18 protein-coding genes are annotated in these 16,411 nt (G+C 70.1%); 7 read left to right on the forward strand and 11 right to left on the reverse strand.

The annotated features are described in order from the left end of the window. Positions 1-25 precede the first annotated feature (25 nt). From ACWPKK_RS20930 to ACWPKK_RS20960, 7 genes are all read left to right on the forward strand, one after another. Positions 26-370 carry an AraC family ligand binding domain-containing protein gene (locus ACWPKK_RS20930; RefSeq protein ID WP_452007872.1) on the forward strand — a complete coding sequence of 115 codons (345 nt, stop codon included), beginning with the start codon at positions 26-28 and terminating at the stop codon, positions 368-370. A gap of 136 nt (positions 371-506) precedes the next feature. Continuing rightward, positions 507-1,049: a hypothetical protein gene (locus ACWPKK_RS20935; protein ID WP_149224984.1), complete on the forward strand. Its 543-nt coding sequence runs from the start codon at positions 507-509 to the stop codon at positions 1,047-1,049. A gap of 218 nt (positions 1,050-1,267) precedes the next feature. Beyond that, on the forward strand, positions 1,268-1,720 hold the full coding sequence (locus ACWPKK_RS20940; RefSeq protein WP_452007874.1) for a hypothetical protein: 453 nt from the start codon (positions 1,268-1,270) through the stop codon (positions 1,718-1,720). A 59-nt stretch (positions 1,721-1,779) separates the two neighbouring features. After that, the gene (locus ACWPKK_RS20945; protein ID WP_452007876.1) at positions 1,780-2,121 is read left to right on the forward strand and encodes a hypothetical protein; all 342 of its coding nucleotides are present in this window, start codon (positions 1,780-1,782) and stop codon (positions 2,119-2,121) included. Positions 2,122-2,146: 25 nt separating this feature from the next. Continuing rightward, entirely contained in the window at positions 2,147-2,419 is a 273-nt protein-coding gene (locus ACWPKK_RS20950) for a hypothetical protein (protein WP_452007878.1), read from the forward strand. Positions 2,420-2,619: 200 nt separating this feature from the next. Beyond that, positions 2,620-3,330, forward strand: coding sequence for a Crp/Fnr family transcriptional regulator (locus ACWPKK_RS20955; RefSeq protein WP_324870128.1), 711 nt, complete (start codon positions 2,620-2,622; stop codon positions 3,328-3,330). Positions 3,331-3,444: 114 nt separating this feature from the next. Beyond that, on the forward strand, positions 3,445-4,140 hold the full coding sequence (locus tag ACWPKK_RS20960) for a hypothetical protein (protein ID WP_452007882.1): 696 nt from the start codon (positions 3,445-3,447) through the stop codon (positions 4,138-4,140). 6 nt (positions 4,141-4,146) lie between these two features. Here ACWPKK_RS20960 and ACWPKK_RS20965 read toward each other — a convergent pair whose 3' ends face one another. From ACWPKK_RS20965 to ACWPKK_RS21015, 11 genes are all read right to left on the reverse strand, one after another. After that, entirely contained in the window at positions 4,147-6,876 is a 2,730-nt protein-coding gene (locus ACWPKK_RS20965; protein ID WP_452007885.1) for an SUMF1/EgtB/PvdO family nonheme iron enzyme, read from the reverse strand. Between the two features lie 313 nt (positions 6,877-7,189). Then, positions 7,190-9,088 carry a CHASE2 domain-containing protein gene (locus ACWPKK_RS20970; protein WP_452007887.1) on the reverse strand — a complete coding sequence of 633 codons (1,899 nt, stop codon included), beginning with the start codon at positions 9,086-9,088 and terminating at the stop codon, positions 7,190-7,192. An 8-nt stretch (positions 9,089-9,096) separates the two neighbouring features. Next, positions 9,097-10,242 (reverse strand): hypothetical protein, encoded by a 1,146-nt coding sequence (locus tag ACWPKK_RS20975; RefSeq protein ID WP_452007889.1) that lies wholly within the window; start codon positions 10,240-10,242, stop codon positions 9,097-9,099. 27 nt (positions 10,243-10,269) lie between these two features. After that, entirely contained in the window at positions 10,270-10,641 is a 372-nt protein-coding gene (locus ACWPKK_RS20980; RefSeq protein WP_324870123.1) for a hypothetical protein, read from the reverse strand. Between the two features lie 26 nt (positions 10,642-10,667). Further along, a complete protein-coding gene (locus ACWPKK_RS20985) occupies positions 10,668-11,444 on the reverse strand; it encodes an OmpA family protein (protein ID WP_452007891.1) in 777 nt (258 codons plus the stop codon). Positions 11,445-11,559: 115 nt separating this feature from the next. Next, positions 11,560-13,119 (reverse strand): DUF4384 domain-containing protein, encoded by a 1,560-nt coding sequence (locus ACWPKK_RS20990; protein ID WP_452007893.1) that lies wholly within the window; start codon positions 13,117-13,119, stop codon positions 11,560-11,562. A 56-nt stretch (positions 13,120-13,175) separates the two neighbouring features. Further along, positions 13,176-13,652, reverse strand: a complete 477-nt coding sequence (locus tag ACWPKK_RS20995; RefSeq protein ID WP_452008257.1) for a DUF4399 domain-containing protein — start codon at positions 13,650-13,652, stop codon at positions 13,176-13,178. 180 nt (positions 13,653-13,832) lie between these two features. Next, on the reverse strand, positions 13,833-14,267 hold the full coding sequence (locus ACWPKK_RS21000; RefSeq protein ID WP_324870119.1) for a DUF4399 domain-containing protein: 435 nt from the start codon (positions 14,265-14,267) through the stop codon (positions 13,833-13,835). A 229-nt stretch (positions 14,268-14,496) separates the two neighbouring features. Next, on the reverse strand, positions 14,497-14,847 hold the full coding sequence (locus tag ACWPKK_RS21005; RefSeq protein WP_452007895.1) for a hypothetical protein: 351 nt from the start codon (positions 14,845-14,847) through the stop codon (positions 14,497-14,499). 125 nt (positions 14,848-14,972) lie between these two features. Then, positions 14,973-15,764: an anti-sigma factor family protein gene (locus ACWPKK_RS21010; protein ID WP_452007897.1), complete on the reverse strand. Its 792-nt coding sequence runs from the start codon at positions 15,762-15,764 to the stop codon at positions 14,973-14,975. Between the two features lie 3 nt (positions 15,765-15,767). After that, entirely contained in the window at positions 15,768-16,328 is a 561-nt protein-coding gene (locus tag ACWPKK_RS21015; protein WP_452007900.1) for a sigma-70 family RNA polymerase sigma factor, read from the reverse strand. Between the last annotated feature and the right edge of the window lie 83 nt (positions 16,329-16,411).

Consider the following 16,411-nt stretch of genomic DNA (forward strand, 5'->3'; position numbering starts at 1 on the left):
GGCCCCTCTCTTGAAGGAGACGCAGATGACCGTTCGCAAATTCGCCGTGACGGACGTATCGCTGGAGCGCACCCCCGGACAGGACGCCGACGTGTTCGTCGGCAACGTGGTCGACCAGCGCCATGGCGGACCCGTCACCATCGGCTACGGCCGCTACGAACCCAACCAGAGCATCGACGAGGCGATTGCCGTCGACGACGTGATGGTGGTGCTGGAAGGGCGGGTCTCGGTCGCCTCCGATGCCGGCACGGTCACCGCCGGGCCGGGCGAGATCGTCTACATGCCCAAGGGTTCAAACGTCACCATCCGCTCGCACGAAGAGGGCGCCCTCACCGCCTACGTCACCTATCCGCACTGGCAGGAGGCTTGAGCGGACCCCGATCGCCGCTGATCGACAAAAGCAGGAAGAGTGTGGAGCGGCTCACATCCCAAAATCCGGGGCTTGGGTAGGGTCTGTCCATCGGCAACACGCCGCATCCCGCGGCCCCGAGACAGGAGACCAGATCATGATCCGCACCTCCCTGCTGACCGGCTTCGCTTCGCTCGCCCTGTTCGCCGCCCCGGCGATGGCCCAGAACATCTCCGACATCTCCAACACCGCGGCCGGGATCGGCAACACCGCCAACCAGAGCGCGCTGGTCATGCAGAAGTCCAAGGGTCCCTTCGCCGGTCCGAACGTCGCCACCGTCTCCAACCTCGCCGCCGGCATCGGCAACACCGCCAACCAGGACGCCTTCGTCAAGCAGCGGAGCGGCGGCGTGTTCAGCGGCGGGTCGATGGCGACGGTCGGCAACACCGCGGCCGGCATCGGCAACCTCGCCGGCCAGAGGGCGACGGTGATGCAGAAGAGCGGCGGCCTGCTGAGCGGGGGTTCGGTCGCCAATGTCGGCAACACGGCGGCCGGCATCGGCAACACCGCCCTGCAGCACGGCACCGTTCTCCAGCGTTCGGGCGGGCTGGTCGGCCCCTTCAACCACAGCTCCATGCAGAACCTGTCCGCCGGAACCGGCAACTGGGCGGGACAGAGCGCCCTCGTCAAGCAGCGCTGACCGCCCTTCCTCTACCCGGCTTCCTCCCCTGACCTCGCTCCGGCCGGTTTCCGGCCGGAGCTTTCTTTTGTCCGCTCCTGCCCGCCGGATTCCTTCAGGGAAACGCCCGCATCTGTGGGCCAACTCACAGAGCCGTTTCAAACACTTGGCTAAGCTTCCTTCAACAACGCCGGGGCACGGAAGCCCGAAGCCTCACCCCCACCGAAGGAACTCCCGCCATGATCCGCAAAATTGCTTTCGCCACCCTCGCCGCCGCCCTGCTCGCGACACCTGCGCTGGCGCAGCCCAAGACCGGTGCCGGCACCGGCATGCCGTCGCTGATGTCGGTGCCCGGACTGGTCAGCACCAACGTCGCCAACGCCACCAATGTCGGCGCCGGCATCGGCAATTCGGCGCAGCAGCAGGGCACCGTCCTGCAGGGCGGCGGCGCTCCCATCCGCGGCGTCGGCCCGCTGGTCAGCACCAATGTCGGCACCGCCACCAACGTCGCCGCCGGGATCGGCAACACGGCCGGACAGAAGCTGCTCGGCTTCCAGGGCAACGGCGTCCAGGTCGGGCTGAACTTCAGCGGGCGCGGCCCGCTGGTCAGCACCAATGTCGGGATCGGCACAAACGTCACCGCCGGCCTCGGCAACAGCGCCGCCCAGTCGCTGACCGGCCTTCGCCGCTGAGCAAAGCCTTTCCCCACCCTGCAGCCTTTTGCCCATCTCTTTTGTCCGGGAGACCACCGATGGCGAAGTTCCCGATGATCCTGGCCTTCGTCGCGCCCGTCCTGCTGTTCGGGGCCTCGACGGCCCCGGCGCAGGCCGTCTCCCTCGCCTGCCAGACGGTCAACGGCAAGACCGTCTGCATGCGAGGTTCAGGCACGCTGAACTGCGTGACGCTCGACGGCCGGACCCGCTGTTCCGCCACGCCGTCCGACCCGCAGTCGGAGATCATTCCCGACGCGGACATCCAACTGCTCCCCCGCGCCGTCGCTCCCGACCTGCGTGGCCTGCTTGATCGCCGCGACTTCCCCTTCGGCCCCCAGGCCCGCTCATTGGATTTCGACGACGAGGACCCCGACCTCTGATCCCAACCGAACCGGAGACACCGCCATGTCCCGCCTTCTGACCCTGTCGCTGACGCTCGCCACCCTCGCCGCGGCGCCGGCCTTCGCCGCGACACCGACCATGTCCTACACGCGGGCAACCACCCTCGGCCCGATCATCCTCCAGCCGTCCCCCGGCATCCCGAAGCCGCCGCCCTGCCTGACCTGCGGCACGAGGTTCCTGCCGGGGATCACGCAGGGGATCACGCCCGGCCCCACCTACGGCGGCGACCGCGCCCTGAACCCGCAGCCGCTGCCGCCCAAGGCGATCTTCCGCTGACGGTGGGGCTCCTCACCCCATCATCGCAATCGAAGGGCGACCGGCGGGCACCGGCCGCCCTTTTCGTGTCCGGTCCGCACACGAACGGAGCAGAAGCGTCAACGACGGCGTACCGCCCTTGACGGGGCGGGACGGGTCGGTTGCCGGCGTACCATGCCATGGTTAGAGGACCGGCCCGCGACGTCAGCCAGGGGGCAGCCATGACCGCGATACGGATCAACTTCGACAAGGATCTCGTCCTCGCCGGGCACTTCCTGCTCAAGCATCTGGAGCGCGAGGAACGGCACCGGCTGGCGACCGCCGCACGGCTGTCGCACCACCCGCGCGGCGCCATGATCTTCCAGAAGGGCGACCCCGGCGACAGCATGATGGCGGTCATCCGCGGCCGGGTGAAGATCTGCTGCCATTCCATGGACGGCAAGGAACTGGTGCTGAGCATCATCAACAAGGGCGGCCTGTTCGGCGAGATCGCCCTGCTGGACGGCGAGCCGCGCACCGCCGACGCGGTGGCGCTGGAGGAAACCGACCTGCTGGTCCTCGACCGGTCGCAACTGATGCCGGTGCTGACGGCAAGGCCCGATCTGGCATTCCGCATCATCAGCGTGCTGTGCAAGCGGCTGCGCCAGACCAGCGAGCATCTGGAGGACACGCTGTTCCTGGAAGCGCCCTCCCGCTTCGCCCGCGCGCTGAAACGGCTGGGCGAGGCCTTCGGGCGGCCGGGGCCGGAGGGGCTGCGGCTGGACATCAAGCTGTCGCAGCAGCAGTTGGGCTGTCTCGTCGGCGTCTCGCGGGAAAGCGTCAACAAGCTGCTGAACGAATGGCAGCGCGCGGGCGTCATCGGGATGGATGCCGGCTGCATCGTCATCCGTGACGCCCAGGCGCTGGACGAGATCGCCGAATCCTGCGACTGAGCCGCCAATCCTCCGACAGACTGTGAGCCGCGCCACAGCGCCCGCCCGCGGACGGCCCTACCCTGCTCCCCATGCCCCGCATCGTCCCGGCCAACAGTTTCGAGGGAGCCCGCCATGACGTCGCCCCGCATCATCCTTCTGTCCACCGCCCTGCTGCTGACCGCCGGGACGGCCTCCGCACAGGTGACCGGCGGCATCGCCTTCCCGTCCGGCCCGATCCCCGGCGCGGCGATGGCGCAGGCCTTCGCCCAGGTGCCGCGCCTGCCGGTGTCGGTGGACCCGAACCGCCGCGGCGCTCCTCCCGGCGCGATGGTGACCAACCCGTCGGTCAGCCGGTCCTCCATGCACCAGCAGTCGATCACCCGCATCCGCGGCGATGCCGGCTATCTCGCCGGCTTCAGCAAGGGGCAGCCGCTGGCCGCCAGCCGCCAGCCGCCGGTGCAGCCGGTCGACCCGAGCTTCACCTTCATCGACGCGCCCTTCATCGTGAACAACTTCAACAGCGCGCTGAACTTCGCCTTCGGCGACGGCAACATCAGCCAGCAGCAGCTTGGCGACGACGGCGCCGGGCCGGTGGAAACCGCCGCTCCCGCGCCGGCACCCGAACCGGAACCAGCGCCCGCGCCGACCGCCAAGCCGCATGGTCCGTCGACGCTGGACCTGCTGATGAGCACGGCCGGACCGCTGCCGCATCTGCCCTCGGCGCTGGCCCAGGGCGGGGTGCAGGTCAACAACGTGAACACCACGACCAACACCGCAGTCGGCAGGAGCAACCGCGCGACCCAGACGACCATCACGGTCCAGCGTTGAAGGTGCTCAGTTCACGTCCCGGGCGACGCGGAAGCCGTTGGTGAGATAGCGCACGTCGACGTCGTAGCTGTTGCGCACGGTGCCGTTGATCACCTCAAGCCTGTCGCGCCAGGACCCGCCGCGCAGCACCCGCTTGCGGCAGTTGCCCTGGGTCCAGGCGCCGCCGTCGGCGGGCGCGCCCTGGTAGTTGCGGTTCCAGCAATCGGCCACCCATTCCGCCACCCCGCCGTTCATGTCGTGCAGGCCGAAGGGGTTCGGCTTGTAGCTGCCGACCGCGGCGGGCGTCAGGTGTTCGTGCGGGCCGCCGCAATCGTCGCAGTCGGCCTGAACCCCCGACTCCGCCCCCCACCAATAGGGTGTGGCGGTGCCGGCCCGCGCCGCGAACTCCCACTCCGCCTCGCTCGGCAGGCGGTAACGCTGTCCCGTCTTGCGGCTGAGCCACGCCACATAGGCCTGGGCATCCTGCCAATGCAGATTGTGGACGGGCGACGTGTCGGTGACCTTGACCATGCGCGGCAGGTCGGTGCAGCCCCCCTCCTGCATGCAGGCGCGCCATTCGCCGACGGTCACCTCATACATGCCGAGCGCGAAGGGCTTGGCGATGGTGACGCGGTGCACCGGCCGCTCAGACGGGTCGCCCTTGTCGTTCCCCATCATGAAGCTGCCGGCCGGCACCCGCACCAGCACCGGACAGGTCGGGCAGTCCTGGAAACTGTTGCCGGCCCCGTGATTGCGCGCCGCCCCGTTGGCCGGCCCCGGCGGAGCCGCAGCCGCCACCTGGGGTTCGGCCGGCTGGGGCGCGGGCTGTGGAGCAGCGGCAGGCTGCGGAGCGGGCGGCGGCTCGTGCTTCAGCAAGGCGGCGGCGACGAAACCCTGCGTGCCGTCCTCCAGCGCGATGCGGTACCACCCGCCCTCCGGCACGCGGCCCAGCACCTGGACCGTCGCCCCGCGCGCCACCCGGCCGACCCGCGCGCCGCCGTTGGCCGGCGTCGCCCGCAGGACGCCGTCGGCGGTGACGGTGTAGCGCCCGGGATCGGCCGGCTCCAGTCCGGGACCCAGCGCGACCTCGGCCCTAGGCTCTGTTTTTGGTTGTTCCGTCTTCGGCTGCTCCGCCTTCGGTTGGGACGCCGTCTCCGCCGGCCTGCCGGCCAGCTTCAGCGTCTCCATCTGGCGGCGGGCGATCGGGGCGTAGCCGCTGCCGCCGAACAGCTGCAGGAAGGCCTGATAGTCGCCGGGCTCCCTGCTGGACTGGATGCGTTTCCAGACGCTGTCCTCCAGTTCCGCCACCGGGGTGGTTCCCGGCGGCGCGATCTCCACGCCGACGCTTGCCGTGGCGATGCCGCCGCGCCCGTCATCGACGCTGTAGCGCAAGGTTCCGGCCGGACCGGGCGACGCGGCTTCCGGGTCGAAGGTCAGGGCCGTCAGGGCCTGGACGGTCAGCCGGTCGCCCGGCTTCACCACGGCGGCGCCGTTGCGGACGCTGCCGCGGTCGGGAACGGCGGTAACGGTGACGGTAAGCGCGTCGCCGTCCGGATCGGCCGGAGCGTCGATTCCCATCGGGTTGCCGGCGGCCCGCAGCTTGCGTTCCGCCACCACGGCCGGCGGCTGGTTGCTCGGCCGGATGGTGACGGGGATGGTGCCGGTCACCGTGCCGCCGCGGCCGTCGGCCACCAGGAATTCGAAGGCGCCGGCCTCCCCGCGGAAACTGCCGTCGGGCTTGAAGCTGGTGGCTGCCAGCTGCTCCACCGTCAGGTAATCGCCGATCAGGACGCTGCGCTCCCCGACGCGGACGGTGCCGCCGCGCGGCAGGCCGGTGACGCGGGCGTACATCTGGTCGTCGTCGGGGTCGGTCGGCTTGCCGGGCGCCAGCGGTTCCGGGCTGGCGCGGTCGAGCAGGGTCAGCGCCCGCAACTCTCCCACCACTGGCGGCCGGTTGGGCGGGCGCGGGTTGAAATAGAAGGGCGTGGCGCCGAGCGAGCCATAGACGAACGGCTCCTGCCGGCCGTTGGTCGCCTGCTTCACCGTATCGCGCACGTTGCGGAAGAACAGGCTCAGTTCCAGGCCGGGTGTCTGGAGATGCTGCAGCAGCGCCGCGCTGAAGGGGCTGTGGTCGCCGGTGCCGTCCTCCGCCAGCTGGTCGGCGCGGGTCGCCATCGCCACCAGCGTGTCGCTGGGCGTGTCGTCCACGCTGCCGAGGCCGGGATGCGCCTGGTTGCGGTTCGACCCGCTGCGGGTCAGGCGGTCGACGAAGGGATTGTTGCGGCAGGCGTCGAGGATGAGGATGCCGAGCTTGCGCGCGCCCGCCAGCTCCCCCATCGGCAGGTTGAGCGGGATCGCCTCATAGACCAGATCGCGTTCCCGCTCCAACTGGGCGTCGGCGGGCAGCAGATAGTTGACGCCGTTCACCTGGATGCCGTGCCCGGCGTAGAAGATCACCGCCACGTCGGCCTGCGAGGCCTTCAGGCCGAATTGGCGCAGGGCGGTGGCGAAGCCGCGGGCGTCCAGGTCGTACTGCTCGTCCACCGTGAAATTCAGGGCCCGCAGCGCCTCGCCGATGGCGCGCGCGTCGTTGCGCGGGTTCAGCAGCTCGGGCGCGTTGCGGTAGTTGCTGACCCCGATGACCAGCGCCAGACGGCTTTCCGCCGCCGCACCGCCGGAGGTTGCCCCGGAAGCAGCAGGTCCGGCCGCGCGCGCAAACCCCGCCGGTCCCGCGATCACCAGCAGGAGCACAAGCACCGCGAAAACCTTCCGGCAGGGTCCGACCGGTTCCACCATCCCCGCCTCCGTACCTGGGCAAAGAGGCGCCGCACTCCATCGATCACGTCCGACTGTCACATCCATCTACGGGTCAGCCGGCGAAGCTTACGGCGCATAGCGATGGGCTGTTCAAAATATTTCCGGATATTGCCGGCAACCCGCCATGGATGGAAGAAGCATACCCGCGGCAACAAACAATGCCAAGACGCCCCTTCTGCCTAACTCCGGCAAAAGAGGAGGTGGCAGACCGAAGGGATTACTGCGCGCATCGCGCATGATTTTTTGATTGTCCTCACACGCAACCGTCGGCATCGCCGTCGTCGACCAGCAGCCAGATGCGCACCGTCCTGGTCTTGCCCTTCAGCGCCACCTCTCCCACCGGCAGCGCGGTGCAGCGGCCCTGGACATCCTGCCGCACCGCCTGCCAGGTCGGGTCGCCGACGATGATGCGGCAGTGGCGGGACGTCCGGGCGTCGACCAGCTTGCCGTAGGCCTCCAGCCGGGCGGCGGTGTTGGCGGTGTCCCCCAGCAGCGAATATTCGCTGTGGCGCAGCCCGCCCAGGCTGCCGGCCACCAGGGGACCGGTGTGCAGGCCGACGCGGATGCCGACCGGCGGCAGCCCCTCCGCCTGCCATTGCGGGTTCAGCGCCACCAGCTCCCGCCCCATCTGCAGGGCGCAGCGGACGGCACGGAGGGCGTCGGCGTCGATCTGCGCCTGGGTGGTGCGGGCGACCGGCGCGCCGAAGACCGCCAGGATCGCATCGCCGACGAAGCGCAGCACCACCCCGTCATGGGCGGTGACGATGCGCACCATGGCGTCGAGATAGCCCTCCAGCCAGCGAATGAGCGGCTCCGGCTCCAGCGTTTCGCAGATGGTGGTGAAGCCTTCGATGTCGGAAAACAGCACGGTCGCGGTCAGCTGCTGCGGGCGCGGGCGGTTGCCGGCCATGAAGGTCGCACGCTCGCGCCAGATCTCCTCCGCCACCGGCTGGGAGACGTGATTGGCGAACAGCTGCATCATGACACGCCGGTCGGCCCGCTCCCGCAAGGACAGCTGCACGGTCATGGCGGCGATGCCGGCCACCCAGGCCAGCGATGGCGCCACCAGCGGCACCAGCGGTCCACCCGCTGTGAACAGCGCCGCCGCGCCGGTCCAGCCCGCCGCCGGCACAAGCAGGCCCACCGATGCCAGCAACCACAACGGCAGCCCAGCCAGCGCCACCGCCACCCCGGCCGCCGCCATCAGCAGCGCCAGCGCCGCCTCCCCCGCGACGGGCAGGCGCGGGCTGCTCCGCCCGTCGAGCAGCTGGGCCAGCACATGCGCCTCGATCTCCACGCCCGCCGTCGAGGAGCCGGCGGGCGACAGCGGCGTGCGATGCTGGTCGATGCCCGCCAGCGCCGTCCCCACCAGCACCATCCGCCCGGCCAGCCAGTCCTTGGGCAGCAGGGCGACCGCCTCCGCGGGATAGATGGGAAAGGGGGCGGTGGCGCCGCCCGGCCGCCCATGCCAGTCGATGCGGAAGGGTTCCGCCGGCACGCCGGACACGCCGCCAACGCGGGCAAGCTGCACCGGCAGGCTGGGCGTGCCGTCGCCGCCGAAAGGGACATGCCAGCGCACGGCGGCATCCAGCCGGTCCTTCGCCAGATTGGCGTGGCCGCGCGGCAGCCCTTCGGTGAACGCGTTCAGGAAGTGCCGCTGCCGTTCGGTCAGCGGAGTCTGTTCCAGCGCGGTGATCGCGACCACCGGGACCGACGCGCCGAGCATGGCACGGCGCAGCCGCTCGTCCAGCGCCGGCAGGGTCGGTTGGTCGAACAGCACGTCGATGCCGATGGCCCGCACCCGGGCCGCCTCCAGCACGCCGATCATGTCGGCCAGCATGCCGCGATCCACCGGCGACCGGCAGGCCAACCCAGCGAAACTGTCCTCCCCGAACAGCACCAGCGCGATGGCCGGATGCTGCGGCCGGGCCGGTGCCGACGCGGCGATCAGCCGGTCGCCCAGGCTTTCGTCGGCGGTGCGCAGCGGCGGCACCAGCCTTGCGGCGGCAAGCGCCAGCAGGGCGCTGCCCAGCACGACGGCCACGGCCAGCCGCATCCCCGGCCAACGGCGCCGGCCGGGCTCCGGCGGCTCCGGCTTTACGGCGGGAGAGGCCGGCGGTCTCTCCCTGGGGGTCGCGGGTGCACCGTCCATGCGGCTCCTCAGCGAACCTTCAGGACAAGCTGTGCGGATGCCACCTCGGTCTCGCGCAGGCGGGAGACTGCGCGATCGAGCTGGACGGCGGCCTCCTCGGCAAGCGGGCGGAAGGCGTCGGTGCGGCCGGGCATCTCGCCGTCAAGATTGCGGCTGGCGGCGATGCAGCGCACCTCCAGATCGGCGGGACCGTCGCCGGCCCGCAAGGGCATGCGGTCGCCGGACAGGCTGACCGGCGCATTGCCGGCCACTTGGGCGCTCATGGCGCCGCCGGCCGGGAAGATTGGGATCAACTGGGCGCGCGCATTGCGCAGATAGCAGTAAAGGTGTGCGTCGCGATCGGTCTGGACCAGCAGCCGGATGTCCTCGCCCGGCCGGTAGGTGGCCCCGGCACCAGCTGCGGAAGCCGGATCCGCGGTGAGAAAAAGGGCAAGCGGCACCGTCGCGTCACGCAAGGCCGCCATCGCCGCGCCGATCTGCCCGGTGCAGCCGGCCGAGGCCATGCCCACCGCCAGCGCCGCCCCGGCCGTCGCATCGACCAAGCGGACATGCAAGGTGCCGATCGGCGTTCCATCCGGCCGCAGGGCCGCGATGTCCGCACCGTCGGTCAATGGAAGGCCCGGCGGCCAAGGTGCCAAGCCGGTGCCGGTCCAACCGACCGCCACGCGCCTTCCGCCGCCCATCTCCTGCAGCAGCATGCCATCCAGTCCGGGCTCCACCGGGCGGCGCAGCATGGGTGGGCTTCCCGCCCTGACGCAACGGATGCCGGGAACGGATGGGTCGATCGCCAGCGCCCGCTCCAGCGCCGCCTCCAGCGGGTTCCCCAAGGCGCGGGCCGCACCCAGGTCGCTCTGCATGAAGCGGTCGTCGACGGGACCGGCACGGGCCGAAACGGCGCTGTCGGCCATCTCGCCGGGAACACCGTCATAGGGGCCGCGCAGCCGCAGCAGGCGGCCGTTAGCGAACAGCAGCGTCGCATTGGCCCCGTCGGGAAGCCGGACGGCCTGACCGTCGGCGACGAGTTGGCCCTGGACGTAGCCGGGCGCGCTGGACGCCACCACCACGGCCTCCGCCCGCACCCCGGGGGCGAGCCCGCAGCCCAGGGCCGCGACGGCGGCGGCACCCAGCAGATGGGAGAGAGTTCTCTTGGACATGATGGTCACCTTATTGGTTGGAGCTCGTCAGTCGCGGCTGCGGCCTTTCCCATCGTCGGGGGCGAGCAGGCAGGCGGTGCGGGACTGCGTCATCACCGACACCGTTCCGTCCGTCCCGCCGTTGCGGCGGAAGCGCAGCCCGTTGATCTGGCTGGCGATGCTGAGCGAGACGACGGCGAGGTCCGCCTCGTCGATGATCTTGTGGCCGTCCTGCCAGCACTGGACGCGGACCCGCGTGCCGGCCGGGGCGACGTCCACGCCGCCTTGAACACCACCACTCTGGGCCCCGCCGCTGGCGGCGCCGGAATTCTCCGGACTCTTCTTGCGGACCAGCGTGGCGTCGGCGGCACCGGTGACGGCCAAGCCGAGGCAGGCGGCGAGGAGCAAGGCGTGCTTCATGACATCCCCTCCGTTCCGGCCGCCGCTCAATGGGTCGGCTTGAATTCGACGCGCCGGTTGCGGCCGTCATAGGGATTGGCGGCGAGCGGCGCGGACGGCCCCTTGCCGTCCACGGTGATGCGCTTGGGATCGATCTGGTGGACGCGGACGAGATACTCGCCGACCGACACCGCGCGCCGCTGCGACAGCAGCAGGTTGTAGGGAAGGCTGCCGCTGGCGTCCGTGTGCCCCTCGACCGTCAGTCCCAGGTTCGGATCCTCCTTCATCAGCGCGCCGACGGCGTCGATGTAGGACGCGGAGTCCGCCGGGATCTCAGCGGAATTGAGGGCGAAGTTGATGCGGAACCCGAAGGCTTGCGGCGCCTCACCCGCTTGCGTGGCACTGTCGGCGGGTTGCTCGGCGGCCGGTGCCTCCATCCGCGCCTCCTGCCGGCGCTGCTTGTGGGCGGGTCGGCTCGGCGCCGGTTGGGCGGCAGGTTGGGCATCATACTGAGGAGCCGGCTGCGCCGCGGGCGGGATGGGTGCCGTGCCGTAATTGATCTCGTCGATGGGGCGCGGGCGCTTGGCGGCGGCACCGGCCGCTCCGCCGATGATCTCGATGCTGCGGGTGCGGATTTTCGGTTCCGGCGCCACCACCTCGCGCAGCTCCTCCACGCTGGGCGGCCGGTCGAACATCATCACCTTCGACGGGCCGGACCCTTCCACGGTCTGGGCGGATACCGGTCCGGCGCAAACGACGGCCAGCATCGGCAGGGTGGCGGCCAGGGCCTGGGTCAGGATGGGGGACAGGATGGACTTCGTCATCTGAGGCTCCATGGGCAGGAGAAGGAACGGCGTTGCCCCTGGTTCTATCGCCACCCCCCTCCCCCGCGCTGTGAGCCGGCCAACAGTCGGCGGCGGTTTTCCGGAGGGAACGGGCCTACCCGTCCTGCGCCAGCGTGCCCGGCAGCACCTTCACCGACAGCCGTTTGGCACGGGCGTCGCTTCCCTTCGCCGTCGCGAAGGCGTTGATCACGTCATCCAGCGCGGTGCCGGGGATGGGCTGCAGATCCTCGCTTTTGAGCGCCTCCGGGATCCGCACGCCGATCTCGTCATGCGACAGGATGCAGGCCACCGTCTCTTCCGCGCCCGCACGGTCCATCCGCAGGTTGAAGGGCTTCTGCACGCCGGGCGGGATTTCCACCTGCCGGCCGGCCTCGACGAAGGCGTCGGGCTGGAAACGGTTGGGGAAGATGCGGGAAACCGTGCCGGCGGCGTCGCGGTAATAGCAGTAGACGAAGCCGTCCGCCGTCGGCTGCATCCGCACCACCAGCGCCTCCCCGGCGCGGTAGCGCGGTGCCGGCCCGCGGTCCGACGACAGCAGCAGGTCGAGTTTGGCCGGCGACGGCTGGGGACGCGGCAGCCCCTCGCCGCCGGCATTGCTGACGCTCTGCAGCCGGGCCGGCGGCGCCCCGCCCTGGCCGGGCGGCTTGGCGAGCAGGCGCTGGTAGAGGTCGAAATCGATGCGGCCGGTGGCGATCAGGTCGCTGTCCGCCTGGAAGCGGCCGACGGCCTCGGCGGTCCGCTGGTCGAGCTGCCCGTTGACTGGCCCGTCGTAATAGCCCTGCGCCGACAGCGCCCGCTGGGTGAAGGTGACGCGCTCCGCCGGCGCCATGCCGTCGAACCAGCCGCGCGCCTCCGCCATGAAGGCCGGGTTGGTCTGGTCGATGCCCAGGCATTGCCAGTAGGGCACGCGGGTCAGCTTGCCCAGCACCTCGATGGTGCTGAGTTCGACCAGCGTGCGCACGCCCTGGTGCAGCCCCTCCGACCGGTTCAGCGAGATGTTGAAGGACAGGCCGGCCTTGCCGATCACCCCGCCGGCATCGGCTCCGCGCCCTGACGACACCACCGCCAGCGTGTTGGACGCCGACATGCCGGGGATGATCTGGCGGGTCACCAGTTCCCCGACATTGAGGTCGACGGACACCATCGACATCACCTGGTCGGCCGACACGCCGAGGTCCAGCTTCGGCAGCGACAGCCCCGCCCCCGCCGCCTCGCTGACCACATTGTCGTCCAGCTGGGTGATGGCGCCGCGGATGTAGTAGGACGGCGCGCGGAAGTTCGGCTGCACCCCGATCATCCAGTACAGCGCGTTGACGTCGTCCAGCGCCGGTTCGAAATCCACGAAGCGGAAGGCGTTGGACGTCTCCGACATGCGGGAGACGGCGGTGATCAGCATCTCCTTCGTGCCGCCGGCCACCCGGCCGGTGGCGTCGGGCAGGCCGTTGGCGGTGATGTAGATGTCGCGCTTGCCGTGGGTCCACAGCAGCGTGTCCATGCAGCGCAACGCCTCGCTGAAGCTGCTGATGGTGCGGACGGTGGGTGTCTTCGGCTGCTGCACCACGCGGGCCATCTCGCCGGAGGTGAAGCAGCCGCCCAGCGCCAGCGTCAGGCCGGCGGAAACCCCGAGCGAACCAAGGAACCGGACCATGCTCATCGGCGCTGTCTCCTGTGGGTTAGTGCGTCCGGGGCCGGGTCTCGGGCTTTGGGCCGTCACCGCGCCGACATTTGCTGGCCGCGGTCGGCACGGACGGTGATGGTGATCTTCTTCGACATGATCGGCGGGTCGTGCGGCACATGGTCGGCATCGGCCAGGACCAGCTGCAGCGTGTGCCGCCCCGGCGGCAGTTCCAGGATGGTTTCGGTCTGGCCCTTGCCGAAATGCAGGTGCTGCTTGTCGCTGGGGATCGGCTCGCCAGGGTTCTTCAGGTCGGTATCGATCAGCAGATGGTGGTGCCCGGTGCCGTCCTTGCGCACGCCGGCCGGCGCGACGCCGAAATTCCGCAGCCCGAACCACACCTTGAACCGCGTTCCCACCACCTGGCCGTTGTTGGGCCAGCCGATGTAGAGCCATGCCTCCTTGCGGCCGGGGGTCCGCGGCGCGGCCGGCGGCGCCTGCTCCGCGATCGCGGGCTTCGGCTCGGCCGTCCGGTCGGGAGACGCCTCGGCCGCAGCGGCGGGGCTCGCCATCACGATCAATGGCGCAACCGACAGCGGCGCAACCGACAGCACGCCCCACAGCGCCAGTTTCAAAGCGGCGCGCGGACCGGGGCCGGCGGCAAGCACGGACGATCCAGTCTTCATGGTGCCCTCCCTGACGAACATGAACCGGCGGACATGAACCGGCGGATATCGGCCGGCCGGGGCCGGTCAGCGGACGGTGATGGTCACCTTCTCCGACATCACCGGCGGGTTGTGCGGAATATGGTCGGCGTCGCCCAGCACCATCTGCAGCGTGTGGGTTCCTGGCGGCAGCTCCAGCCGCGCTTCGGTCTGGCCGGCGCCGAAATGCAGGTGCTGCTTGTCGTTGGGGATCGGCTCGTCCGGGTTCGACAGGTCGGTGTCGATCAGCAGGTGGTGGTGTCCGGTGTCGGCATGGCTGATACCGGCCGGCGCCACCCCCATGTTCTGGAGCCCCATGCGCACCCAGAACTTCCCGCCATTGATGACCGTCCCGTTGGACGGCCACAGGATGTAGGCACGCGCGTCGTCGGGCGCTTTCGCCCGGTCGGCCATTCCCTGCCCAGCCAGAAACAGCGGCAGAAGCAGCAGGGCGCCGACTGCGATGACGGCAGTCCGCAGCATGATTTCCCCCTGTTTTCTTCATTGCCCTTTGTCTGATGACCTGCATCTTAGTCTTCGTCCGGGAAGCAGGGTCCCCCCGAATTCTTGGGTAACCCCATCCCGTTGAAACCGCACCGGTTCAGCGCCGCCTGCTTCCGAATTGGCCGAGAATCGCGGCCGGCTTCCCCATACTTGCGGCAATCCGGGATTACGGGGATGCGAGGCGCGCAATGCGCGCGGCCGGCACCGGTCAGCGCCTGATCCCGAACAGCTGTTCGTTCATCGCCGCGCGGTCAGGGGCACCCGCCCCCGTTGCCCTGCCCTGCGGCGGCGCTCCTGCGCTCCTCATCCCCGGCAGCCCGGCGGCCATGGCTTCAGCCCCCGTCCGGCCGCTGCCCATCCAGGGTGGAAAGGCAACGCCGGCGGCCGGCGATGCGGTGCCGGCGCGGTGGGCCGGCATCAAGGTCGCTGCGGCCGGCAGCGGGATGCCGCCGGACTGCACCTCGAACGCCGAGGCCGGCCGGACGGCGGCCGGGAATGCAGCGACGAGGGTCAGGAACAGGGGGGTCAGGAACAGGGGGATGGCGGCAAGTCTGCACATCGGGCATTTCCTTCACGCAAGGACCAGGGCCGGGGAAGACCCACATCCTGCCGTGACCGGCCCGGCGCCCGCTGTGGTCCGGGCCACACTGTCGGCGTGAAAAGCGTCGCCTCGCCCGATGTCGATCAGGACCGCCGCACGCTGTCTGCCATTTTCTTGGCAACCACGAGAAGGTCGCCGTCCGACCGGCTGCCCGCGAGGGTGTAGGCGGTGGCGCCGTTGCGCCAATAGACCAGCTGAAGCCCGCGCTGTTCGACGGCGTGCAGGCCCCTGTCGTCGATCGGATTCTCGGCGACGACCAGAAGCGTCAGCATCTCGCCATCCCTCTCGCGGTAGACGAACTGCAGACCGACGCCGCTGCTCAACGGCACCAAGGTCGCCCGCAACAGCGTGAGGAGGTTCGGGTCCAAGGCCGGCAGGTTGACGGTGATCGCGCCCAGGCGGTGGGGAAGCCCCTCCGCCATCGCCGTCAGGTCCGCCGGGGACAGGTCCGAGAAGGCAAGGCTTTGGCTGACGGCCGTCGCGTGCATCTCGGCGGCTTCCTCCGCGAAGTCCGGCACGGCGTACAAGGCCGTCTTCTGCTGGTGATGGACCAGGGCCGCGATGTTGGCGCCGCCCACCAGCAGCAGGACCGCCGCCGCCAGCGGGCCGAAGCGCCGGACGACGCGCTCCATGCGCAAGCGGCCGTACAGGCGCCCGGTCAGGCTTTCCGTGTGTTGGGGAGGATTGCCGGCCATCCGCGCAAAGCCATGCCGCAGGATCTCCCTTTGATGGAGATAGTCGTGCAGCCGGGCGGCGACCGCCGGGTTGGAGGCGAGGAACGCTTCGAACGCCATCCGGCGCTCGGCATCGAGTTCGCCGTCGATGTAGGCGTGCAGGTCGGCTTGCCGCTCACCGTTCATCCCGTTCCCCATCATGGCTTATTTCACCACCCGCAAAGGGGCCGGCCTGCCGTCGTCCCTGCGGCTTCCATCCCCGCGGCCTCCATCCCCGCGCAAGTCACCGCGCACATCGGCGCGCAGGGCTTCCCGCCCGCGCGCAAGGCGCGACATCAGCGTTCCAAGCGGAATGCCGAGAATCCCGGCGGCCTCCTGGTAGCTCAACCCGTCGACCGCGACCAGCATCAGCGCCCGCCGCTGATCCTCGGGAAGCCGGGCGAAGGCCTCCATGGTGCGGGCAAGCTCGACCTGGTCGGGTTGATTGGGGGCGATGTCGCTGCGGACGAGCGGTTCGATGGACGCCGCTGCACGGGTCCGCACCTGATCGCGGCGCCGATCGCTGACATGGACGTTGTGCAGGATACCGAACAGCCAGGAGCGCAGGTTGGCCTCCGGCCGATAGGTCCTGGCACCGGCGATGGCCCGCACCAGTGTCTCCTGCACGAGATCCTCCGCGTCGTCCCGGTTGCGCACCAGGGTCATCGCGTAGCGGCGCAACGTGCGGACGTGATCCGACAACTGGCTTCGCAGGCTGAACGTCACATCGTCGCTCCATGGATGGGGCTGCTTCCATGTGTTCGCGCGGCAGGCCATTTTAATCCTCGGCCTTTTGACCCCCCGGCCGA

The sequence above is a fragment of the Azospirillum largimobile genome (genome assembly GCF_977007025.2).